Source organism: Campylobacter sp. W0066.1 (assembly GCF_024723635.1).
GTDB classification, from domain to species: Bacteria; Campylobacterota; Campylobacteria; order Campylobacterales; family Campylobacteraceae; genus Campylobacter_D; species Campylobacter_D lari_C.
On the sequence record NZ_JANQCW010000006.1, the window covers coordinates 1 to 22,920 of the forward strand.

A 22,920-nucleotide genomic window follows, 5' to 3' on the forward strand; every position below is an offset into this window, starting at 1 on the left:
TGCTTTTTTAAAACACAACTATTACATTTAAAATAGTTATCGTTTTAAACATACAATATCTTTACTAACTTCTAAAACTATCTAAAGCATAGCATTTATATTTTATTTTACAGTATAAACAGGACATAAAATAAAATATTTAGTATAGTATAATGTAGAAGAAAAAATTTAAATGGTAATGATTTTAAAAATGTTTATAGCTTTGAAAAAATAGCTAAAATTATACTAGGGGTTAAATCTTTAAAATAAGATTAATCTACTTTAGCAATTCATATAATAGCAAATATTCTATTTTTGAAATTGTTTCTTGAATATATTAACACTTACTCTTCATTAGTCAGGCAGTATTTTTCTTTATTAGAATTTAAATTCACAATATTCTTTCCTTGAAATTCACACTCTAAAAATTTTAATACATCACCTATTTAGCAAAACAATATCACTTTTTTACACATTTTTACAATAAAATACAAAGTATGTGCAAATGAAAAATATTTCATTAAAGTATGGATATTTAGGAGTTTAGTTGGTAAATTACACGCCTGCTAAATCCACCATTTTATTTAATCTCGTATTTTTATTTTGGTTAAAACTTTTTTTAAATTACATTCTATTTTGATTATTTTTATATGTTTTATATTAAAGCCAAAAAGCACATAATTTCAAATTTCTTATATGTTTAATTAGAGTATTAACAATACTCAAGAGGCTAATGAAAATCATTAAAAGTAAGATTAACAGTTTTTATTTACTCTATAATTAATTTAAATTCTTTGAAAAATTTTATAGGGAATTGGTTGCGAAGGGGAGATTTGAACTCCCGACCTTCGGGTTATGAGCCCGACGAGCTAACCACTGCTCTACTTCGCGGCATCATATGAAGTGGATGGGGTAAAGGGATTCGAACCCCTGAATGACAGGACCAAAACCTGTTGCCTTACCGCTTGGCGATACCCCAATAAATGAAGTAATTTTTAAATTAAAAGTGGTATTATATATTATTTTTTACATAATGTCAAGAAAAATGCTATAATATTTTTAAAAATATTATCAAGGAATAATTTTATGGGATATATAAGCATAGAACAAGCTATAAAAGAACTTCAAGATGGCAAAATGCTAGTTATGGTAGATGCAGAAGATAGGGAAAATGAAGGGGATTTAATTTTCCCTGCGCAATTTAGCTCACAAGAAAAAATAAATTTTACCATTACTCACGCAAGAGGTGTGGTGTGTGTGGCATTGAGTGAGAACTTAGCTAAAAAATTTGAACTACCTTTAATGGTACCTAAAAATACATCAAATCACGAAACAGCTTTCACCATAACCGTTGATGCAAAAAATGCAACAACAGGAGTAAGTGCTTATGAAAGGGATATGACTATACAAATTTTTGCTGATGATAATGCAAAGGCAAGTGATTTTGTGCGTCCTGGTCATATTAATCCTTTGATAGCAAAAAAAGGTGGAGTTTTAGAAAGAACAGGCCATACCGAGGGAACAGTGGATTTATGTCGCTTGGCAGGATTAAAAGAAGCGTGCGTGATATGTGAGATTGTTAAAGATAATGGAGATATGGCTAGAAGAAGCGATTTGCTTGAGTTTTGCAAAAAACACGATATTAATATGATTACTATTTCAGATTTAATCGAGTATCGTTTAAAAAATGAAAGTTTGATTTCTTTAATCAAAGAAGAAGACAGTATTTTAGCAGGTTTTAAAGCTAAAAAAATGACTTTTAAAGATCACAATGAAAATGAACACATAGCTTTTAGCTTTGGCGCTTTGAAAGAATGTGAGAATGTTAAATTTTATCTTAGTGGAAGCGACTTTGAACTTCTAACTTCTAATAAATTTAATGAATTATTAAAACAAATTGAGTTTTTAAGCCAAAAAGGTGGTGTAATTATTTTCATGAAAAATGAAAAACAAGAAAACACACAATTTAAAAATTACGGCATAGGAGCGCAAATTTTAAGGTATTTAAAAATTTCAAAAATCAAACTTCTAAGTCAAAATACCGATAAAGAATTTATAGGCTTAAAAGGTTTTGGGCTTGATATTACGAGCAGTGATTTTAAAGCTTAAATTCTAAAAACTTAAACTTATCGCCAAAGTTAAACATCAAATTTTTACTTTGGCTGGTAAAGTTTTTACAAATTTGGGGGTTAGTATTTTTAGCATGTTCGATAATTTCTTCTAAGCCAAAGTCAATTAAGGCTTGATTTTGGTTTTTATACTCTAACACTTCAAAGCCCTCTTCTTTTAAAACTTGTAAAAAATGATCAAAATTTACATTATATGTAATATCACTTTTAGCAAAAAAATCTTTTAAATTCTCTTCAAAAAGACTATACACTTGGTGATTTTTATACATTCTAATGCTAATTTTTTCTTCTTTTTTTGCATAATCAAAACATGCAAAAGTTAGTTTTTCACAAGTTTGTTTTAGTTTGGATAAAAAAGGTTTATAAGAGATACAAAGCTCGCTATTGGTGATAGCATATTTTTCACATTCTTTTAAAAGATCTTCATGCATAGGCTTAAAAACAATGTTTAAATCATCATCAACATATGCCATTGTTTTATCTTTTATAAGCTCACACGCAAAACAATCAAATAATTCATTAGCATAAAAAAAGGCATTTTTAAAATGACATTCTTCTAAAGAATTATAAATTTTCACGTCCAAATCATATTCATCAAAAAGTTTTTTTTGAACACATCTTAACTTTTCATGCGGCTCTATGACAAAACATTCAATCTGCTCTAAAACATCAGCTCTAAGAGTGTATAAAGCTTGTATGAAATCAAGCATTAAATGCCCTTCATTTACCCCTATTTCTACAACTTCAACCGGTAAAGTTAATTTTTTATCATCTATAAGTTTTAAAAAATGATTAGCTAAGAGCACTCCAAAAAGATTTCCCACACTAACTACAGTATAAAAATCTCCATTTTTGCCAACACTCACAGCTTGGGAGTAATATTTATCAATCCAGTTTTGAAAAAACTCACTAAAAGCTATCATTATAAAGCATTAAATTTAGCTATAAAATCAAGCGGATCAACTTGCACACCATTGACTAAAATTCCAAAATGCAAATGTGGTCCAGTAACCCTACCACTAGCTCCACTCAAACCTACAAGCTCGCCTTTTTTTACCTTTTGCCCTACTTTTACATTAAGTTTTGATAGATGATAATACTGAGAATAAATCCCATATCCATGATCAATCACTACCGAATTTCCTGCATAGTAACGATTTGAAGCAATCCTTACAATACCATCATTGCTCGCATAAATTTTTGTTCCACTTGCTGCTCTAAAATCAGTTCCGCTATGATAACTTTTAAGAGTATCATTAAACAATCTTGCTTTTCCAAAATCACTTGTAATTTTACTTTCTAAAGGGTATGTAAAATTGCCTTCAAATAAAGCTGTATTAGTATAAGTATTGTAAACCTTAATAGCTTCTTGATATTCTTTGCTAATGCGATCAAGTGTTTCTTTAGGTGGATTAACCTTAGAAGCACTAACTTTTAAAAATTCTTTTTTATAGTTTCCTTCGCTAAATTTTATGTTAATTTCTTCTTTGGAATTATCTTTAAATTCAGCTATTAACTTTCTATCTTTAGGATTTTTATAAGGCATAGCTATGCTAACAACGATTTTATTTTTATACTCAAAAAAAGGAAGTTTTTTAGAATTTGAGCTAACCTGCAAAAAATTATTTTTATCAAATTCTAAAAAAACTACTTGACCTTTTACAAGCTCAATCTCTCTAGCTTCTAAAGTAAAAATCAAAAAACATAGAAAAAAAAGAATTCTTCTCATACACTAAGCTCTTTAATATCAGCTATTTTTAAAAACTCACGATAGATTGCACACACCAAAGCTTGGCGATTATTTTTGATATTTTCATCTTTGTCATTAATCATTACTTTATCAAAAAAAGCATCAATTTGTGGTTTTAGCGCAAAAAGGCTTTCTAAAAGCTCTTGGGTATTATTTTCTTTTGTTTTACAACACGCAAGTGCTGCTGCCGCTGGAAAAGGAAAAAAAACTTTACCTTGAGTGTTGTTTTCTTTTGTTTTACACTGCATAAAAGCTTGGTATAAATCTTTTTCCTCTTGAGTCTTAAACAATTTTTCATCAATTTGAGCTTCACTCAATACTGCAATATTTGCTAAACGCTTAAAAGTAGCAAAATTTTGACTAAAATCTGCCTTATTTGCGCTTTGAATCAAAGCTTTCATACAAGAATCAATATAAATAACATCATAAGTTTTAGAGCTAAGCACAGCTTTAACAAAAGAAGCATTTACTTCATAAAAAGTATATAAACGCTCTAAGATAAAATCTAATAAAATTTTCAAATCAAAGCTTTTATATTCACCAGCTATTGCTTCTAAAAATATCTTAAGATCAAAATTTTTATTTAAAGCTAGGATAATTTTTAAAACACCATTTGCTGCTCTTCTTAAAGCATAAGGATCTTTTGTGCCACTTGGGATTTTCCCCATTGAAAAAAGCCCCATAAGTGTATCAAACTTATAAGCTAAAGCTACAATAGAGCTAAATTCATTACTTGGCATAGCTGAATTATCGCCATTTGGAAGGTATTGCTCTTTAATCGCCAAAGCAAGCTCATCGCTCATACCCATAGCCTTAGCATAATAAGATCCCATAATACCTTGAAGATCAGTAAATTCATACACCATTTGAGTACTTAGATCAGCTTTTGAGTATTCTATGGCTTTTAAGATTTCATCTTTTTGGGTATTAGCAAAAACCTCACAAAGCTTAGCAGCGATTTTTTGTTCTCTAATGATTTTATCTTTTAAGGTTCCAAGTCCTTCAAGATAAACCATTTGGCTTATTTTATCATTATTTAAGCCCTGTGCTAAGTCATTTTTCCAAAAAAACATCGCATCACTTAATCTTGCTCTTAAAACCCTTTCATTTCCATTAATGATTTTAGAATAATCCTCGCAAACCGCATTAGAAACCACAATAAAATGATTGCTTAAAGTATTGTTTTTAAATACTGCAAAATAGCGTTGGTTTTCTCTCATGGAAGTGATGATTACTTCACTTGGGATTTCTAAATACTCTTTTTCAAAATGCCCTAATAATGCTTTTGGATACTCTGTAATAGCTACAACTTCAGCTAAAAGCTCATCATCTTCTGCAATAGTAATATCATTTTCTTTTTCAAGTGTTTTTAGCTGTTCAATAATAAGTTTTTTTCTTTGTTCTTGATCTAAAATAATATAATTTTGCTCTAAAGTTTTAAAATATTCATCAATATTTGCAAAAGGTATTAAATCATAACTAACACTTCTATGAACAAAAGTGCTTTTTGTGCTTTTAACACCATAGCTTTCAAACTCAATCAATTCATCATTTAAAATACAACAAAGCGAGCGGATAGCTCTAATAAATTCAAAGCTACCATCACCCCATCTCATAGTTTTACCAAAGCTCAAGCTTTTTAAGAAAGCTTCAATCATTTGATCTAAAACCGCTTTACTTTGTAAGCCTTGCACTTGTTTTTGACAATACAAGACTTCTTTACCTTTAATTTCTTTAAATTCAAGCTCTTCTTCTTTTAAACCACTTTTTTCTAAAAAACTAAGCCCTGCTTGAGTAAGCTTTCCGTCTTTATAAGCTATCGCCTTAGGTGCACCTATAAATTCCACAAAAGAATCATCTTGTTTTTCTTTAAAATTTTCATGGATAAAAACCAATCTTCTAGGAGTATAGAAAAATTTAAATTCAGATTCTAAATGATACTCTTGTAAAATCTTTTCCCATTTTTTAGTAATATTTGGAAGTTCTTTTAATAAAGGAATAGCAGGAAGCTCTTCTGTGCCTATTTCTATTAACAATTTCATTTTACACTCTTTTTTAAAAATTTTTTAGTGTATTTTACCTATTTTTTTTAAAATCTTTCTTTGTTTTTAATTTTTCTTCTCTTTGTTTGGCTTTTTCTTGCATTTGGCGGTTAAAGCCAAACACAAGAAAAACCATAAAAGCTACAAACAAAGCAATAATAATATAATCTATCATTAGTCCCAACACTCTGCGTTTTTAATACCAAGTTTTGAAGCGCTAAATACCGGATCTCTGCCTTGTCTTTTTTGCTCGCTAAAGTCTTTTAATACCTTTTTCACTATACCACCAAGTAATAAAATAGAAATGATATTAATCGTAGCCATAAACGCCATGGTAGTATCAGCCAAATCCCACGCAAATTTTAAATCCATATTTGCACCAATAAAAATCATAAGCACAGCACTTGCTTTAAAAAGATTGATAATAATAGGATTTTGAGTAAGGTATTTAATATTTGCTTGAGCATAATAGTAATTTCCTATCAAAGAAGTAATAGCAAATAAAACTATACTAACAGTAGTAAAATGTACACCTAAATTTCCATAATACTCTCTCATAGATTCTTGCACCAAAGGCAGGGCTGTTAAAATAGGCTTGCCATCTACGCCGATATTATTTGCATAAGCAAGTGAAAATAACACTAAAAATCCTGAACTTGTACAAATAATCACATCAATTAATACAGAAAATGCTTGAATAACCCCTTGTTTTGCAGGGTGAGTTGTAAGAGCTGAAGCTGCTGCATTTGGCGCTGAACCCATACCTGCTTCATTAGAAAATAATCCTCTTTTTATACCTATAACCAAAGCAGAACCTGCAAATCCACCAAAAATAGCTTCAAAATCAAAAGCACTTTTAAAAATCATAGAAAACACTTCAGGAATTTTATCAAAATTCATAAACATTGCTATGATAGATAAACCAACATAAATCATCGCCATAATAGGAACGATAACTGAGCTTACTTTACCTATTTTAGTATGATCACCAAAAAACATATAAGCTGCAAAAACAGCTAAAATTGCTCCTATTGCAATAGGCCACCAACTTTGAGCAAAGCTTACTTCACTAGCATCAACCATACCTTTATAATAAAACTCAAATGCTGAAGTCATAGTTTGGCTTTGAAGACCATTAAATCCATAAGCATAAGTGATAATCAAAATCACCGCAAATATAGCACCAAGCCATTTTAAATTTAAAGCTTTACTAATATAATAAGCAGGACCACCTTTAAAGCTTTTACCATCACGGCTTTTATAAACTTGCGCTAAAGTACTTTCTGCAAAAGCTGAGGCACCGCCAAAAAACGCCATAGCCCACATCCAAAACAAAGCACCTGGTCCACCCAAAACAACTGCTACTGCGATACCTGCAATATTTCCTATACCAACTCTTGAAGCTGTTGAAATCATCAAAGCTTGAAAAGGAGTAATATGGTGTTTTTCATGCTTTTCTTGCTTTTCTGTTAAGATATCAAACACATAAGGGAGCATTCGAAATTGCACAAAACCGGTCAAATAACTATAATAAAACCCTGTGACAATAAGTAAAATTACTAAAATAGAATAATACTGATTATTCACAAAGGCAACAAATTGGGATATCAAATCCATATTTATCTCCTTTTTTATAATTTCTGAGCATAAATTTATCATAAAAAAATGAATTTGTCATAAAAAAATATAATTTTAGGTTAAATTTATTTTATTTTTTAAAGCTATGTGAAAATTTAACTCAAAATACTAGTAATAAAATCATATAAGACACCTTTAAGTAAAAAGAAAACTTAATTTTTATACACTTAGATTTTTAAAATTTTACAAGGTGCGTAAGTTGAAACAAAATACGATGAAAATTTTTGTATTTTTTGCCATTATTGTTTTTTGGGCTTATTTTTCATTTCCTATTGAAATTTTACAAGTTAAAGATCAAAATGGTTTAGCCACAGGTGAATATGCTTATACTATAGAAGCCAAAGCTTATGTTCATAGTTATTTCACAACACTTGGTTTAACAGTGGGTGGAATTCTAATAGGCATTGTGCTTGGTTTTTTTCTAGCATTTTTAAGATTTTTAGAAATCCAAAGTTTAAATTTTATTATAGATGAATACATAGACATTATACGCGGAACCCCACTACTTTTACAACTTTTAATTTTTTCAGTAGTGATTTTTGCTACTTGGAGTGATAATTTTTATGTGGCTATTATCGCGCTTGGACTTAATAGTTCTGCTTATGTAGCTGAAATCGTAAGAAGTGGAATTCAAAGTGTAGACAAAGGACAAATGGAAGCAGCAAGAGCAATGGGGCTTAATTATTCTGCTTCTATGAGACTAATCATCTTCCCACAAGCAATTAAAAACATTTTACCTTCTTTAATGAATGAATTTATTTCTTTATTTAAAGAAACTTCAATAGTAGGCTATATTAGCGTTATGGATATTACCATGCAAAGTAAAAGCTTGCAAGCAATTTATTATAATCCTAAACCTATTATTTTTACAGGACTTGTGTATTATATAAGTGTTAAAATTTTAACGCTCATTGCAAGATTTATAGAAGTGAGATTAAATAAACATGATTAAAATAGAAAATTTGATTAAAAAATACGGAGATTTAGAAGTTTTAAAAGATATTAGCGTTGAAGTGCATAAAGGCGATATTATTGCTATTATAGGGCCTAGCGGGGGTGGAAAAAGTACTTTTTTACGCTGTTTAAATAAACTTGAAACACCAGATAGTGGTAATATTTATATCAATAATATTAATATACTTGATAAAAAAACAGATATCAATAAAATTCGTCAAAAAGTTAGCATGGTGTTTCAACATTTTAATCTTTTTAACAATAAAAATGTTTTAGAAAATTTATGCTTAGCACCAGTGCAAACTAAAATCATGAGCAAAGATGAAGCAGTAAAAAAAGCACGAGAATTACTCAAAAAAGTTGGCTTAAGTGATAAAGAAAGCTATTTTCCTCACAAGCTTTCAGGTGGACAAAAACAACGTATTGCCATAGCAAGATCATTAATGATGAATCCTGATGTGATTTTATTTGATGAACCAACTTCAGCATTAGATCCTGAGATGATAGGTGAGGTTTTAAACATCATGAAAGAAGTGGCTAAAGAAGGTCTAACCATGCTTGTAGTTACACATGAAATGGGCTTTGCAAGAAATGTAGCTAATCGAATTTTCTTTATGGATAAAGGCATTATAGCAGTAGATGAATGTCCTAAAATAGCATTTGAAAATCCAAAAAATGAAAGATTGAAAGAATTTTTAAATCAAGTTTTGAATCATTAAAATTTTTCAAAAGAGGCAAAATTTTGCCTCAAAGCCTCATAACTCACTATACCTACACTCGTAGCTAAATTTAAACTTCTGCCACAATCTCTCATCGGTATAGTAATAGCATTTTCCCATTTTTTTTGCATTAAATCCATAGGTAAGCCAAAACTTTCACTTCCAAAAAACAAAAAATCGCCTTTTTGATAATTTACGTCAAAGTAAGCTTGAGTGGTTTTAGTTGTCGCAAAGAAAAATCTATCTTGAAATTTTTCATATTCTTTTAAAAAATCTTCTAAATTATCCCATAATAAAGGATTTAATTTTTTCCAATAATCAAGCCCTGCTCTTCTAACCGCCTTTTCATCAATACTAAAAAGTGGATTAATAATATGTAAAGTAAATCCTGCATTAAAGCACATTCTACCTATACTTCCTGTATTTTGTGGTATGCGAGGCTCAACTAAGACTATATGAAACATCTTTTTCCTTAAATGGTGTCCCCAGCAAGGTTTGAACTTGCGGCCTCAGAATTAGGAATTCTGCGCTCTATCCAGCTGAGCTATGAGGACAAATATTTTTATTATTTTAAGAAAAAATTTATTTTATAGAGCTTAAATTTTAAGCTCTATAAAAAAACATTTTGGATTTTCATCAAAACCTAAAATCCCATTATGCGCATCAATAATTTGTTTTGATAAAGAAAGACCCAAACCATTGCCTTTTAACTTAGTTGTTTTAAAAGCTTCAAAAACCATTTTTTTATCTTTGATACTCACACCATTATCATAAACTTTGATAAAAACTTTATCTTCTTTTTGCTCGCATTTAACTTTTATACAACCATCATCATTTTCACTTTCTTCAATAGCATCTATGGCATTATAAAGCAAATTTTGCAAAACCAAAGCAAGCAAAGATTTATCTGCATTGATTTTTAAATCCAAAAATTCAAATTTAAAGTCAATATTAGCTAAATAATTATACGCACCAATAGCCTGCTCGCATTCATCTTGTAATTCTTTTAAATTAAACTCATTTAAATTAACATGCACACCTTTTGTAAAAAGCAAGGTAGAATTTACAATACGCTCTACTCTTGAAATTGCTTTTTGAATTTCTAATACTATATGCTTATTTTTTAACTCACTTCTTTCAAACAAAGTAGAGCTTAATAAAGAAATAGAGCCGATAGGATTACGTATTTCATGTGCTAGGTGTGCAGCAACTGTTCCCATACTGGCTAATCTTTCATTTCTTTTTTCATCGCTAATATCTGTTGCATTTACTATAAGTTTATCAATATGAGAGGTGATTTTGATTAGATAAAATTTATGATCAAACTCAAGCTCATAATGTGTTTTATCAAGATCAATACATTCTAAAAGCTTTGGCTTTTGTGTAGCTAAATTATTTTGCAAAATAATATTTTTATTTGCGTCTAAAATCCACAAAGCCATAGGTAAAACTTCTATAATTTCACTTACCATTTGTCTTAATGCTGTGTAGTTTTCATTAAGTTGCTTATATTCATTTTCTATAACATAGGTTTGTTCTATTAATGCTTTTAAACCTTGCTGTAAGTTTTCTTTTTCACTAGAATCTAAACTTTTTAAAATATTTTCATCCATATCAATCCTTAATCAAAAAATCAAAATCATCTAAAGTATATAAAAGCAAATTACGCTCTTTATTTAATACAAGCTCTTTGCTGAAACCTTGCTTTGAGAAAAGCACATATAAATTAGGTTGGATTTGCAACTGCTTTGCCTTATTTTTTAAAGTATTTAAAATATTTTTACATATTTTTCTTTCTTTAAATTTAACCTCACCTAAAACACAAAAATTATTTTCATGATAATACAAATCTATTTCATGGTAATAATTCCAAAAACTATATACTTGACCCACTTTAAGCTTTTTGGCTAAAAATTCTTTACACAAAAGCTCAAAAGTAAAGCTTTGATATTTTTCTAAATTTTCTTGGATTATTTCTATTAATTCATTGTATTTTTTCATCGTAATTAAGTTTAAGTTAGGATATATAAAATAAAAGAAAAATCTCAATCCTTGGTTTTTAAAAATAACCTTATCTTGAATACTATAAGAGCGTAATTCTTTTTTAATTTTTTGTCTTTTATTTTTCATAATAGGCTTTTCTTGACTTTTTTCTAAAATCAAAATATTTCTCTCTAAAAGCTTATTAATAAGTCCTAGTGCTTGAAAATGCGGAATGGATTTATTAATAGAATAGCGTTTTCTATCATTTTTACTCAAAACACTTAAAGCTTTTAAGCTATTTTCATCTAAATTTAAATCAGCTAAAATATCAAAAGCATTTAAAATAAAAACATTTAAAATATTATCATATAAATTTAATTTCAAATCAAATTCAAATTCATCAAAAACACTATAAAAATCAAAAATACTTTTAAGTTCTAAAGAATCACAATGCTTTGAAAATTCACTAAATTTTATAGTCATATCCTTATTTTAAATATTTTGTATGTTATAATTTTAACAAATTTTTAGGGGAATTTTTTGAATATTGAAACATTAAAAAAAGATATTATTTTAAAAAAAGGAATATATTATTTTGACTTTACAGCTAGCGCTTTAGCTCTAAAAAGCATAGAAAAGGAAATTAAAAAAATTCTTATTACCTATGCAAATACACACTCAGATAGCTCTTTAAATTCTTTCATTACACAGCAACATTATGAAAATGCAAGAATAAATTTAAAAAAATACCTTGAATTAGATGATAGCTTTGCTCTTATAGCTTGCGGGAGTGGATCTTCAGCTGCTATTAAAAAATTTCAAGAACTTTTAGGTCTGTACATACCCCCGCTTATTAAAGAAAAATATTTTAAAAATACAGATAAAAACACTTTGCCTTTAGTTATAGTAGGACCTTATGAACACCATTCTAATGAACTTTCATTTAGAGAAGCTTTATGTGAATGTGTTCGCATACCCTTAGATAAAAATGGCGAGCTAGATTATGCTTTTTTAGAAAAATTATTAAAAAAATCTAAAAATAGACAAATCATAGCAAGCTTTAACGCAGCTTCTAATGTTACTGGAATTTTAAGTGATTATAAAAAAATCTATACTCTAATCAAACAATATAATGGCGTAGTTGCTTTTGATATTTCTACTTTAGCTCCTTATGCTAATTTAGATTCTAAATTTTATGATGCAGTGTTTATTAGCTCTCATAAGCTACTTGGAGGTGTAGGATCTTGTGGTTTGCTTGCTATTAAAAAAAGTCTATGTGGTAATACTCCTAGCTTTGCTGCAGGTGGAACCGTAGGCTATGTTTCAAGAACCTCTCAGCAATACTTGTGCGAAGTTGAAAATTTAGAAGAAGGTGGTACACCTGGCATTATTCAACTAATTAGAGCAAGTTTAGCTTTTAAAGTACGCAATGAAATAGGTTTAAAAAATATAGAAAAAAAAGAAAAAGAACTTTGTGAATATTTTTTCAAGCAATGTGCAAATTTTCCAAAAATGATCTTATATGCAAAAAATATCACTCATAGATTACCTATTTTTGCTTTTAATATAGAAGGAATTTCTCCTTTTGATTTAGCTTATAAATTAAGCAAAACCTATAAGATAGAAACAAGAGCAGGTTGTGCTTGCGCAGGACCTTATGGACATGATTTACTCAATCTAAAAGACAATCAAGAATTAAAATCTAAACCAGGCTGGCTAAGGGTAGGTTTTCATTATACACATACAAAAGAAGATATAGAGTATTTTTTTAAAGCCTTGAAAGCAAGTATCAAGGCTTTAAGTTAATTATTGCAAATCGTATTTTTCTACAATTTTTTGGTAAGTACCATCAACTTTAACTTTTTCTAAACCTGCATTGATTTTTTGGACAAGCTCAGTTTGTTTTCCTTTATCAAAAGCTACACAAAAACCTGAACTTCCATCATTTTCTTCTAAAAATGCTTCTAATTCTTCATTGGTTTTTAAATAACCTTTGCCGATATCTTTATCTGTTAAAACTGCATCTACTTTACCAGCTTTTAAAGCTAAAATTGCTGCTAACATTTCTTCACTTGCAACTACCTGAGCATTTGGAATAGCCTTAGCAGCACTTTCTTGAATAGTTCCAAGTTGAACACCTATTTTTTTACCTTCTAAACTTTGCTTATCACTAATGCTAGAGTCTGTTTTTAGTTTTAAATATAAATTTTTAGTATTAAAATAAGTATCACTAAAATCCATACTTGTTAATCTTTGTGGTGTTGAGCTCATAGCAGAAGCTATCATATCAATCTTTCCAGCTTTTAAAGCAGGGATTAAACCATCAAAACTCATATTTACCCATTCAAGTTTTAAATTTTCTCTTTTTGCTATCTCTTCTAATAAATCAACATCAAAGCCGGTAATTTTTGCATCTTTAATAAAATCAAAAGGAGGATAATTTGCAGCTATACCTACTTTATAAACCTTTTCACCAGAAGCACTAGCTTGACTATTATCGCTTGAGCAAGCACCTAAAGCTAATATACCAAATAACGCTAAAACAACATATAATATTTTTTTCATTTTTTTCCTTTGTTAAAATTAAAATAAAATTGATAAATGATTATAATGTGTTTAAACGCCTGTATTTCTTCATAACCGCCTCCTTTATAATAAATGTGAGCATAATTATAGCAGAAAAAAGTTTTTTGTAAAGAGTTGTTATAAAATATTTTTTATTTAAGTTAATTTTTATATATTTTAATTAATGTATTTAAATTTTTACTTTCTTACTAATCATTAAAACATAACCTATTCCAAGACAAATAGACCACATCGAACTACCACCATAACTTAAAAGCGGTACGGCAACTCCTTTTAACGGGGTTAAAGAAATAATTCCAAATGCATTCATAAAAAATGAAAATAATAAAAGTAAAGCTACACCTGAACAAAACAAAAAATGAACCTTATTTTCACAACGCCCTGCTATTCTAAAAATTCTAAGTATCACCATCAAATAAATAAAACATATAATGCCTAATCCTAATAGCCCTATTTCTTCAGTAATCCCTGATAAAACAAAGTCTGTATGCACTTCACTTAAAAATCCCAGTTTAAAAGTTCCAAGCCCTAAACCCTCTCCAAAAAATCCACCATGTGCTATAGCATTTAAACTATGCGAAATTTGATAAGGCTCTGAATTATGACTTACCCTTAAAGCGTTTGCTAACCAATCAGGAAAGAAAGGCAAAAATGCATCTTGGATATTTCCCCACCAAGCAGAAATACGCTGAATTCTTCTTTGATTACTTAAAATCACCAAAACACCAATCATTCCAACAATAACCACACCAAACGCAAAAAGTCTTTTGCTAGCTCCTGCAAAAAAAGCTAAAGCAAAAACCAAGAAAAAAGAAATAACACTTTGCCCTAAATCATTTTGTGTCATATAAATATAACCAATAACAAAAGCAGCTAAAATAAAATAAGGAATTAAGATTAAAACTTCATGCTTGATTGCTTTTTTACTATCATCAATCCTTCTTGTATAAGACCAAGCAAGGAAATAAATCAAACCTATTTTAAAAAATTCAACTGGAGAGATAGATAAAGGACCAAGCCTAATCCACCTTTTAGCACCACCTGCTGCAGTAGCAAGAAAGGTAGGCAAAAAAGGTAAAATAAGTATAAATAAAAAAGAGATGAGTAAAACGCTTATCATTAAATAATGCGCCATTTTACTATCAGGATTTAATCTTGAAACAAAATAAATAATAGCTATACCACTAAGCCCAAAAAAAAGCTGTCTGATAAAAAAATGAAATTCATTATACTCTAAATAAAGCACAGTAAAAGCACTTAAAGAATATGAAAAAAGTATTCCTATAGTTATAAGAATACAACTTAAAAAAAATAACTTTCTATCAGCAATCAATACTATTCCCTAAATTTTTATAAAAAAGTTAATTTTAATAAATTGCAACTTAAAATGATGTTATTTTAACTTCAAGTATTATTTTTATATAAAGATTTTAAACTCTCATAAGCAAGCTGAATTTTCTCAAATTCTTCACGGCAATAAGCTTGCTCGATCTTACTTTTACCTTGATGACGATCAGGATGATAAATTTTAACTAAATTAAGATAATTTTGTCTAATAGTAGCAAAATCATCACTAGAATTACACCCCAAAGTTTGAAAATAATTTTCAAAAAGCTTTGCTAGAGCATTAAATTTCCAATTAGTACTAGCTTTGTTTTTCATTTTATTTCTAAATTCTAAAAGCTGAGTTTCATTAATTGTAAAATCAACACAATATTTTAAATGCTCATTCACACTTGCTAAAATTTCTAAAAGATTTAAAGTATTATCGTCTTTGTATTCTACTGAAAAAATACAATTTTTTTCATCATACACGCTTTTATGATCTTTAAAATACTGCTCTAAATATACAGCAAATAATTTTTCATTCGAACTTAGTGTGATTAAAATATTCTTTTGCGCAAAACCTATTTTAGCAAAGATTACAGGTTTTAAAGTATTTGCTTGAGCAAGGTTTAACTTAAAGGTTTTATAGTGCGCAAAGGCAAGATTATCGATTTGATTTCCAGTATTTTTTTTATATTTGTGATTAACAAGTTTTAAAAAATACCTTCTTTGAGGAATTTCATTTTCTACAAAAAAAGATAAGGTTTTATTTTTATTACCTATAACTTTAGAAAAATTTTTACGGATAAGATCTTGAAAATATTTAAACATTAAAAAATCATCAGTATTAACACTAACTGATTCTAAAGTTTGCACTACTTGCATAAAATCCTCTCTATAAAACTAACTCCACAAAAATGCTTGCTCATTTAAAGCACTAGTGTGTTTTAAAATTTCATTTGGACTATAATCGGCTTTATATGATAAAGATTGACACCCTTTTACAAAATATCCCAAATAAATATATTTTAATTTTTTTAATTGCGCAAGCTTGATTTCTGTTAAAAGTGAGTATTTACCAAGACTTAGATGAGAAAAATCAGGATCATAAAAACAATAAATACTAGAAATTCCATCTTCTAAAATATCAATCAAATCAACACAAACCAACTTATTATCGATATAAAAATCAAGCTCGTATCCAAAAGTACCTGCATTATCTACATAAAGATTATAATATTTTCTAAAATTTAAATCATAAATTTTCCAATTTCTTTTATCTTTTTGATAATGGTGGTATTTTTCATAAAGTAATAAATGCTCATCACTTAAAGAAGGTTTTTGTAAGATTATTTTAGTAGCTGTATTTTTTTTCAATACCCTACGATAGCTTTTGCTAAAATGGAAATTTTCTACCAAAATACGCAAATTTTGACATTCATTACAATCACTACATATTGGTCTTGAAAAATACGAGCCAAAGCGACGCCAACCTCTTGAAACTAATTCTTGATTTTGTGCTTTATTAATAAAAGATACATAATTATACTCATTTCTACAATATCTATTTTCAAGATAAGGGCATTCTTCCTCTAAAGTACAAAAACCAATAATATTATTCATTAGATCTTTTTTATATCGCTATTTTTTACAAATTCCATAAATTCATTAGCTAAACGCTCTTCTTTTAAAAACATATCTTCAAATTCTTGTTCTTGTTTTTTATCTTCCTTTTGCTTAGCTAAGTCTTTTTCTATAGTATCTAAGTCAGCATTTTTCATACTCACTCCACTTTTACTCGCTTTAACTTTTTCTTTTTTTGTTTGACCTTGTTCTTTTTGGAGTGCCTTTTTTATATCTTTTAATTCATCTAAAAAACTCATGATTGCCTACTTTCTTTTATTTTTTGCAAGGCTGCAGCTATAGCAGCAATTACTTCTTCTTTATTTTCTTGGTGTCTATCTTCTGTTTTTTCCAAAAGCTCTTCCATATGTGTTTCTATAAAAGAAGTATCAAAATACCCTCTTCTAAATTCTCTTATTTTGGTAATTGCAATCAAAAACGGCACAGTTGTTCTAATATCATCAATCACAAATTCTTTCAAAGCTCTCTCAAGTCTATTAACCGCACTATCATAACTTGAGCCTTTAACGATTAATTTTGCAAGCAAAGAATCATAATAAGGTGGCACAGTGTAGTCTTTATACAAATGACTATCCACTCTTACAGACGGCCCTAAAGCTGGAAAATACTCTGTGATTTTACCCGGACTTGGAATGAAATTTTTCCATACATTTTCTGCTGTAATCCTAGCTTCTATCGCAAAGCCTCTTGGTTTTATATCGCTTTGCTCAAGATCTAAAATTTCTCCATTTGCTATACGAATTTGTCTTGTGATAAGATCAATTCCTGTGATTTCTTCTGTGATTGGGTGTTCTACTTGAATTCTTGTATTCATTTCCATAAAATAAAATCTATTATAATCATCAAGTAAAAACTCAACTGTCCCAACATTGGTATAACCCACAGCTTTTGCAGCAGCTACTGCAGTAACCCCTATGGTTTTTCTTAGTTTTTCTGAGATACTTGGACAAGGTGCAATTTCAATTATTTTTTGGTGCCTTCTTTGTATTGAGCAATCTCTTTCACAAAGATGAATGATATTACCATAATTATCTGCTAAAATTTGAAACTCAATATGCCTTGGATTAATAACATATTTTTCCATAAAAACTTCATCATTTTTAAAAAAGCTTAATGCTTCTCTTTTACAAGCTTCAAAAGATTTTTCTAAATCTTCTTCTTTATGCACTACGCGTATACCCCTACCGCCACCGCCACCGCTGGCCTTTAAAATCACCGGATAACCTATTTTTAAAGCCTGAAGTTTGATTTCTTCTAATGTGCAATGATTTAATTTTTCAGTACCTGGAACCACAGGAATTCCATTTTTTTTCATTAGATATCTTGCTATATTTTTATTCCCCATTTTACGAATAACATCTGATTTTGGCCCTATAAAGATAATCCCTGCTTCTTCGCATTCTTTAGCAAATTCATAATTTTCACTTAAAAAGCCATATCCAGGATGTATAGCATCAGCACCACAAGCTTTAGCAATTTCAACTATTCTTTTGCCATCTAAATACCCTCTTATTGCATCAGTTCCTATTCTATATGCTTCATCAGCAACTTTTACATGCAAACACTCATGATCAGGTTCAGTATAAACAGCAACGCTTTTTATATGCAAATCCCTACAAGCACGGATTACCCTTACTGCAATCTCACCTCTATTGGCTATTAAAATCTTATGTATCATTACTTTGCCTTAAGCTAAAATATTATTCAAAGAAGATTAGCATAAAAATATAAAAATTCTATAAAATTACTTGTTTTTGCTAATTTTAAGAATTTTTTGATAAAATTACTCTTTTATTTTGCGCCCATAGCTCAGCTGGATAGAGCATTTGATTGCGGTTCAAAAGGTCAGAGGTTCGAATCCTCTTGGGCGTACCACTTTATTTACATTCTTTGTCTATAAAATTCTTTTCTAAAATTTTCAAATTCATCTTTTATGATAGCTTCACGCATTTGCTTTACCAAATTTAGATAGTAATGCAAATTATGAATACTTGCAAGTCTAAAAAAGGTTAATTCTTTAGCTTTAAACAAATGATTTAAATAAGCCCTTGAAAAGTTTTTACATGTATAACAAGAACATTTGTTATCTATAGGGGCATGATCGGTGATAAATTCTGCTTTTTTGATATTAAATTTTCCAAAGCTAGTAAACAAAGTTCCATTTCTTGCATTTCTTGTTGGCATCACACAATCAAACATATCCACACCTCTTGCTACATTTTCTACCAAATCTTCAGGTGTGCCAACTCCCATTAAATACCTAGGACGATTACTATCAACATAAGGCATCATAGCTTCAACCGTATCATACATAACCTCATTTTCCTCTCCTACGCTTAATCCACCTATAGCAAGACCATCAAAATCCATCTCACAAAGTGCTTGAGAACAAATTTTTCTAGCTTCAAAATCCGTTCCACCTTGGATAATACCAAAGATATTTTGCCCTATTCCCGCACCTTGGCTTTGCTTTAATTTATGATAATCAATAGCTTCTCTTGCCCATTTTATAGTGCGTTTTAAAGAAAGCTCTATCCTTTCTTTACTTGCAGGCAAGGCTACTAAATCATCTAAAATCATCATAATATCTGAATTAAAATCATACTGTGCATCTAAAACGCTTTGCGGGGTAAAATAATGCAAACTTCCATCAATATGACTTTTAAATTGAATTCCTTTTTCATCAGGTTTTGAATTTTTACTTAATGAAAAAGCTTGAAAACCTCCACTATCTGTTAAAAAAGAGCCTTCAAATTTACTAAAACCATGCAAGCCACCCATTTGTTTAATCACCTTAGATCCTGGTCTTAAATACAAATGATAAGTATTTGCTAAAATGATTTTTGCATTTAAAATTTCACTCATATCAACAGCATCTAGACTTTTAATCGCAGCTAAAGTCCCAACTGGCATAAAAATAGGAGTTAAAATTTCACTATGTGTAGTTTTTATACGACAAGCTCTAGCATTTGCACTTTTATATTGAACTTCAAATTCCATTGATTTTCCTATATTTTTTGCATAATCATACCAAAGACTTGCTTATAAGTTTTTTGAAAAAGCCTGTTTTAACAGGCTTAAAAAATTAGTAGTTTTTTACAAATTCAACGATTTTTTCACAACCTTCAATAATATCTTTTTCATTAGTTGCATAAGAAAGTCTAAAATACCCTTCCATACCAAAACCTATACCCGGTACTAAAGCTACTTTTTGTTCTTCTAATAATCTTTTACAAAATCTCATAGAATCACTATCAACTTCTTTACAAGAGATAAATAAATAAAAAGCTCCTTGTGGAATTTGTTCTAATTTTAACTTATCGCTTTTAGCTAAAATTTCACACGCTAATTCTCTACGCTTTAAAAAAGCTTGTCTCATCATTTCAATATCACTATCTGCTTTTCCAAGTAAAGCTGGTAAAGCTGCATGTTGAATGATTGAACAAATATTTGAAGTACTTTGTCCTTGTAATTTTTTAACAGCATTGTTAAACTCACTCATTTTGCTCGCCATATAACCAAAACGCCATCCTGGCATAGCACCGCATTTACTAAGACCATTAATACTTACAGTTCTATTTAAAGCATCTTCACTAACTTGCGCAAAAGCACAAAATTCTCCATCATAAACTAATTTTTCATAAATTTCATCACTTAAAACTACTATTTTAGTTCCTTCTAAAACCTTAGCCAAAGCAGTAATTTCTTCTTTAGAATATATAGCTCCTGTAGGATTTGATGGAGAATTAAACATCAAAACCTTAGTTTTTGAAGTAATAGCTTGTTTTAATTGCTCAGGGGTGATTTTAAATCCATTTTTTGCTTCACCTTCTATAAATACAGGAGTTGCGCCTGCAAATTTTACCATTTCAGGATAACTCACCCAATAAGGACTTGGTATGATAACCTCATCACCTTCTTCAACTAAACACTCAATCGCCATAAATAAAGAATGCTTAGCACCAACATTGGTAATGATTTCGCTTGCTTTGTATTCTAAATTATTATCATTTTTAAATTTATATTGTATAGCTTCTATAACTTCTTTTATGCCAACAACTGGCGTATAAGCCCCACAACCTTTTTCAATAGCTTCAATTGCTGCTTTTTTAATGATTTCTGGAGTATCAAAATCAGGCTCACCTGCTGAAAAACTAATAACTTTTTCACCATTTGCTTTTAAAGTTTTGGCTATATCAGTCATTACTAAAGTTAAGGATTCTCCTAAATTTTGAGATCTTTGACTTAGCATTTTTTATCCTTTATTTTGCTTTGATTTTTATTTGTGTTAATTGTTACAACTTGGAGCTTAAAAAAATCTACGAATAAAATTAAGAGCGTATATTTTTATAAATTTGTGTAGAAACTATACATTTTCTACACATAAGAATTTTATATTGTTTCTTTGAGTAATTATTCTAAAGCTTCTATGTCGCTTTCATTATGATGAATAAAACGTTCATCTTTTTCTATAGTTTCAACCAAACGCCCTACTCTTTCCCATCTAACTTTTTTATTTTCATCCCATGAAAAATAAATAAACCAAGGTTGACCAACTATATATTTATAATCTACACTTCCCCAAAATCTACTATCACTAGAATGATCACGGTTATCACCCATCATAAAATACTCATTTTCAGGTACTTTATAATAATAAGCATTAAAACCATAAATATTATTAGCACCTAATTCATCAAAAGAAGCAGGCTTCATAGCAAATTGACCCAAATTTAAATAGCGAAAAAACACACTTTCTATATCCACTCTAGAATCATAATGTATTCCTTTTTCCACAAAAGGTTCTTTTACAAAAAGTCTTCCACCCATAATTTTTGTTTTATTAGGATAATAATCTTTCATATATTCATCACCCTCAACCATACGCACATATAAGGTTTTATTTGCAAAAACAACCTCATCTCCACCCTTAGCCACACATCTTTTTACATAGTGAATTTTTGGCTCATGTGGATATCTAAATACTACAATATCCCCTCTTTTAGGACCTTCAGCGCTTACTAAATGTCCATTTTTATTAAAATCAGGTAAAACAGGTACTTCTATCCAAGGAATATGCGGAGTTGGAATACCATAAGAGAATTTTTTTACAAATAAAAAATCCCCTACTAATAAAGTATTTTTCATAGAACCACTTGGTATAGTAAAAGCTTGTATAAAGAAAAATATAATCAATAAAACAACTATTAAAGTTCCTGTCCAAGATTGCGTAAATTTATAGATTTTTTTGAAAAAATTCATTTTTTAATCCTATTTTTAGCTGATTTTATAGTATTTTCTAAAAGCATTGCTATAGTCATAGGCCCTACTCCACCTGGTACAGGAGTAATATAACTAGCTTTTTTACTTACATTTTCAAAATCAACATCACCTACTATTTTTCCATCAACCCTATTAATCCCCACATCAACTACTATCACACCCTCTTTAACCATATCTTCTTTTAAAAGATTTGGACAACCTGCTGCTACGATGATAATATCAGCATTTTTTGTATAAGCTTTTAAATCTTTTGTATAAATATGACAAATACTCACACTAGCATTAGCGTTTAATAAAAGCGTCGCCATAGGACGACCTACTATATTAGAAGCTCCTATTACAACTACATCAGCACCTTGTAATTTTATATCATAATGTTCTAAAATTTTCATAACACCCAAAGGCGTACATGGCAAAAAACCACCTTTTAAATTTAAATTTAAATTCCCAACATTAAAAGGATGGAAACCATCTACATCTTTATTAAAATTAATGCTTTCTAAGATTATATCTTTATTAATATGCGCTGGCAATGGAAGCTGAACCAAAATCCCATCAACACTATCATCATGATTTAAGGTATTAATCAAAGCCAAAAGCTCATTTTGAGTTGTGTTTACATCAAGTCTATAAACCAAAGACTTAATCCCACACTGCTCGCAAGCCTTTGCTTTAGAACCCACATAAGTAGCACTAGCAGGATCTTCTCCTACTAAAATCACAGCCAAGCAAGGCTCTATACTTTGGGTTTTGAGTTCTAATACTTCTTGTTTTAGATTATTTTTTATCTCATCACTTAGCTTTTTACCATCTAAAAGTGTCATTTCTTTCCTTAAATTTATAGCTTTCTTTAACTTAAAAAATTGTATCATAATAAAACTTCTTTT

General features: G+C 29.3%; 22 protein-coding genes and 4 tRNA genes. 5 read left to right on the top strand and 21 right to left on the bottom strand.

The window, feature by feature from the left end:
• Window positions 1-794: 794 nt before the first annotated feature.
• Window positions 795-870 (bottom strand) — tRNA-Met (locus CAMP18497_RS03285).
• Between the two features lie 13 nt (window positions 871-883).
• Window positions 884-958: transfer RNA gene (locus tag CAMP18497_RS03290), tRNA-Gln, on the bottom strand.
• A 107-nt stretch (window positions 959-1,065) separates the two neighbouring features.
• On the opposite strand from CAMP18497_RS03290, the gene CAMP18497_RS03295 reads away from it, so the two are divergent.
• Complete coding sequence (locus CAMP18497_RS03295) at window positions 1,066-2,088, top strand: bifunctional 3,4-dihydroxy-2-butanone 4-phosphate synthase/GTP cyclohydrolase II (protein ID WP_039628213.1); 1,023 nt, start codon at window positions 1,066-1,068, stop codon at window positions 2,086-2,088.
• On the opposite strand, the gene CAMP18497_RS03300 is transcribed toward CAMP18497_RS03295, so the two are convergent.
• The 5 genes from CAMP18497_RS03300 to CAMP18497_RS03320 are packed head-to-tail and all read right to left on the bottom strand — an operon-like array spanning window position 2,078 to window position 7,517.
• Window positions 2,078-3,028: an SAM-dependent methyltransferase gene (locus CAMP18497_RS03300; protein WP_318529907.1), complete on the bottom strand. Its 951-nt coding sequence runs from the start codon at window positions 3,026-3,028 to the stop codon at window positions 2,078-2,080. The two genes, CAMP18497_RS03295 and CAMP18497_RS03300, sit on opposite strands and share 11 nt — an antisense overlap.
• Before the next feature lie 2 nt (window positions 3,029-3,030).
• On the bottom strand, window positions 3,031-3,837 hold the full coding sequence (locus CAMP18497_RS03305; RefSeq protein ID WP_115645339.1) for a M23 family metallopeptidase: 807 nt from the start codon (window positions 3,835-3,837) through the stop codon (window positions 3,031-3,033).
• The gene (gene glyS, locus CAMP18497_RS03310) at window positions 3,834-5,900 is read right to left on the bottom strand and encodes a glycine--tRNA ligase subunit beta (RefSeq protein ID WP_337212462.1); all 2,067 of its coding nucleotides are present in this window, start codon (window positions 5,898-5,900) and stop codon (window positions 3,834-3,836) included. The genes CAMP18497_RS03305 and glyS overlap by 4 nt, the downstream gene beginning before the upstream one ends.
• Before the next feature lie 34 nt (window positions 5,901-5,934).
• Window positions 5,935-6,075 carry a hypothetical protein gene (locus CAMP18497_RS03315; RefSeq protein WP_087685579.1) on the bottom strand — a complete coding sequence of 47 codons (141 nt, stop codon included), beginning with the start codon at window positions 6,073-6,075 and terminating at the stop codon, window positions 5,935-5,937.
• Window positions 6,075-7,517 carry an alanine/glycine:cation symporter family protein gene (locus tag CAMP18497_RS03320; protein ID WP_337212463.1) on the bottom strand — a complete coding sequence of 481 codons (1,443 nt, stop codon included), beginning with the start codon at window positions 7,515-7,517 and terminating at the stop codon, window positions 6,075-6,077. Before CAMP18497_RS03320 ends, CAMP18497_RS03315 begins: the two co-directional genes overlap by 1 nt.
• Window positions 7,518-7,737: 220 nt before the next feature.
• On the opposite strand from CAMP18497_RS03320, the gene CAMP18497_RS03325 reads away from it, so the two are divergent.
• On the top strand, window positions 7,738-8,490 hold the full coding sequence (locus CAMP18497_RS03325) for an amino acid ABC transporter permease (RefSeq protein WP_263667367.1): 753 nt from the start codon (window positions 7,738-7,740) through the stop codon (window positions 8,488-8,490).
• Complete coding sequence (locus CAMP18497_RS03330) at window positions 8,483-9,211, top strand: amino acid ABC transporter ATP-binding protein (RefSeq protein WP_039625796.1); 729 nt, start codon at window positions 8,483-8,485, stop codon at window positions 9,209-9,211. Before CAMP18497_RS03325 ends, CAMP18497_RS03330 begins: the two co-directional genes overlap by 8 nt.
• Here CAMP18497_RS03330 and CAMP18497_RS03335 read toward each other — a convergent pair.
• From CAMP18497_RS03335 to CAMP18497_RS03350, 4 genes are all read right to left on the bottom strand, one after another.
• Window positions 9,208-9,675: a tRNA (cytidine(34)-2'-O)-methyltransferase gene (locus CAMP18497_RS03335; protein ID WP_263727212.1), complete on the bottom strand. Its 468-nt coding sequence runs from the start codon at window positions 9,673-9,675 to the stop codon at window positions 9,208-9,210. The two genes, CAMP18497_RS03330 and CAMP18497_RS03335, sit on opposite strands and share 4 nt — an antisense overlap.
• 13 nt (window positions 9,676-9,688) lie before the next feature.
• Window positions 9,689-9,765: transfer RNA gene (locus CAMP18497_RS03340), tRNA-Arg, on the bottom strand.
• A gap of 42 nt (window positions 9,766-9,807) precedes the next feature.
• Entirely contained in the window at window positions 9,808-10,824 is a 1,017-nt protein-coding gene (locus CAMP18497_RS03345) for a fla regulon two-component system sensor histidine kinase FlgS (RefSeq protein ID WP_047208128.1), read from the bottom strand.
• Between the two features lies 1 nt (window position 10,825).
• Window positions 10,826-11,677, bottom strand: a complete 852-nt coding sequence (locus tag CAMP18497_RS03350) for a DUF234 domain-containing protein (RefSeq protein ID WP_337212464.1) — start codon at window positions 11,675-11,677, stop codon at window positions 10,826-10,828.
• A 57-nt stretch (window positions 11,678-11,734) separates the two neighbouring features.
• Here CAMP18497_RS03350 and CAMP18497_RS03355 point away from each other — a divergent pair, with 57 nt between their 5' ends.
• Entirely contained in the window at window positions 11,735-13,000 is a 1,266-nt protein-coding gene (locus tag CAMP18497_RS03355; RefSeq protein WP_214115083.1) for an aminotransferase class V-fold PLP-dependent enzyme, read from the top strand.
• Here CAMP18497_RS03355 and CAMP18497_RS03360 read toward each other — a convergent pair whose 3' ends face one another.
• The 6 genes from CAMP18497_RS03360 to CAMP18497_RS03385 form a co-directional block, all read right to left on the bottom strand.
• Window positions 13,001-13,759: a basic amino acid ABC transporter substrate-binding protein gene (locus tag CAMP18497_RS03360; RefSeq protein ID WP_263677673.1), complete on the bottom strand. Its 759-nt coding sequence runs from the start codon at window positions 13,757-13,759 to the stop codon at window positions 13,001-13,003.
• 190 nt (window positions 13,760-13,949) lie between these two features.
• The gene (gene ftsW / locus CAMP18497_RS03365; protein WP_337212465.1) at window positions 13,950-15,113 is read right to left on the bottom strand and encodes a putative lipid II flippase FtsW; all 1,164 of its coding nucleotides are present in this window, start codon (window positions 15,111-15,113) and stop codon (window positions 13,950-13,952) included.
• Window positions 15,114-15,184: 71 nt separating this feature from the next.
• Window positions 15,185-15,991 carry an adenylosuccinate lyase gene (locus CAMP18497_RS03370; RefSeq protein ID WP_039617961.1) on the bottom strand — a complete coding sequence of 269 codons (807 nt, stop codon included), beginning with the start codon at window positions 15,989-15,991 and terminating at the stop codon, window positions 15,185-15,187.
• 18 nt (window positions 15,992-16,009) lie between these two features.
• The gene (locus tag CAMP18497_RS03375; protein ID WP_337212466.1) at window positions 16,010-16,729 is read right to left on the bottom strand and encodes an arginyltransferase; all 720 of its coding nucleotides are present in this window, start codon (window positions 16,727-16,729) and stop codon (window positions 16,010-16,012) included.
• Window positions 16,729-16,989 (bottom strand): hypothetical protein, encoded by a 261-nt coding sequence (locus tag CAMP18497_RS03380; protein WP_263724009.1) that lies wholly within the window; start codon window positions 16,987-16,989, stop codon window positions 16,729-16,731. The genes CAMP18497_RS03375 and CAMP18497_RS03380 overlap by 1 nt, the downstream gene beginning before the upstream one ends.
• Window positions 16,986-18,428 carry an acetyl-CoA carboxylase subunit A gene (locus CAMP18497_RS03385; protein ID WP_039617956.1) on the bottom strand — a complete coding sequence of 481 codons (1,443 nt, stop codon included), beginning with the start codon at window positions 18,426-18,428 and terminating at the stop codon, window positions 16,986-16,988. The genes CAMP18497_RS03380 and CAMP18497_RS03385 overlap by 4 nt, the downstream gene beginning before the upstream one ends.
• A 120-nt stretch (window positions 18,429-18,548) precedes the next feature.
• Here CAMP18497_RS03385 and CAMP18497_RS03390 point away from each other — a divergent pair.
• A tRNA-Arg gene (locus CAMP18497_RS03390) sits at window positions 18,549-18,625 on the top strand.
• A gap of 6 nt (window positions 18,626-18,631) precedes the next feature.
• Here CAMP18497_RS03390 and tgt read toward each other — a convergent pair.
• From tgt to folD, 4 genes are all read right to left on the bottom strand, one after another.
• Window positions 18,632-19,750 carry a tRNA guanosine(34) transglycosylase Tgt gene (gene tgt / locus CAMP18497_RS03395; protein ID WP_337212467.1) on the bottom strand — a complete coding sequence of 373 codons (1,119 nt, stop codon included), beginning with the start codon at window positions 19,748-19,750 and terminating at the stop codon, window positions 18,632-18,634.
• 85 nt (window positions 19,751-19,835) lie between these two features.
• Window positions 19,836-21,002 carry a pyridoxal phosphate-dependent aminotransferase gene (locus CAMP18497_RS03400; RefSeq protein WP_261530004.1) on the bottom strand — a complete coding sequence of 389 codons (1,167 nt, stop codon included), beginning with the start codon at window positions 21,000-21,002 and terminating at the stop codon, window positions 19,836-19,838.
• Between the two features lie 161 nt (window positions 21,003-21,163).
• The gene (gene lepB, locus CAMP18497_RS03405) at window positions 21,164-22,012 is read right to left on the bottom strand and encodes a signal peptidase I (RefSeq protein ID WP_337212468.1); all 849 of its coding nucleotides are present in this window, start codon (window positions 22,010-22,012) and stop codon (window positions 21,164-21,166) included.
• Window positions 22,009-22,857 (bottom strand): bifunctional methylenetetrahydrofolate dehydrogenase/methenyltetrahydrofolate cyclohydrolase FolD, encoded by an 849-nt coding sequence (folD, locus tag CAMP18497_RS03410; protein ID WP_240386712.1) that lies wholly within the window; start codon window positions 22,855-22,857, stop codon window positions 22,009-22,011. The genes lepB and folD overlap by 4 nt, the downstream gene beginning before the upstream one ends.
• Window positions 22,858-22,920: the final 63 nt, after the last annotated feature.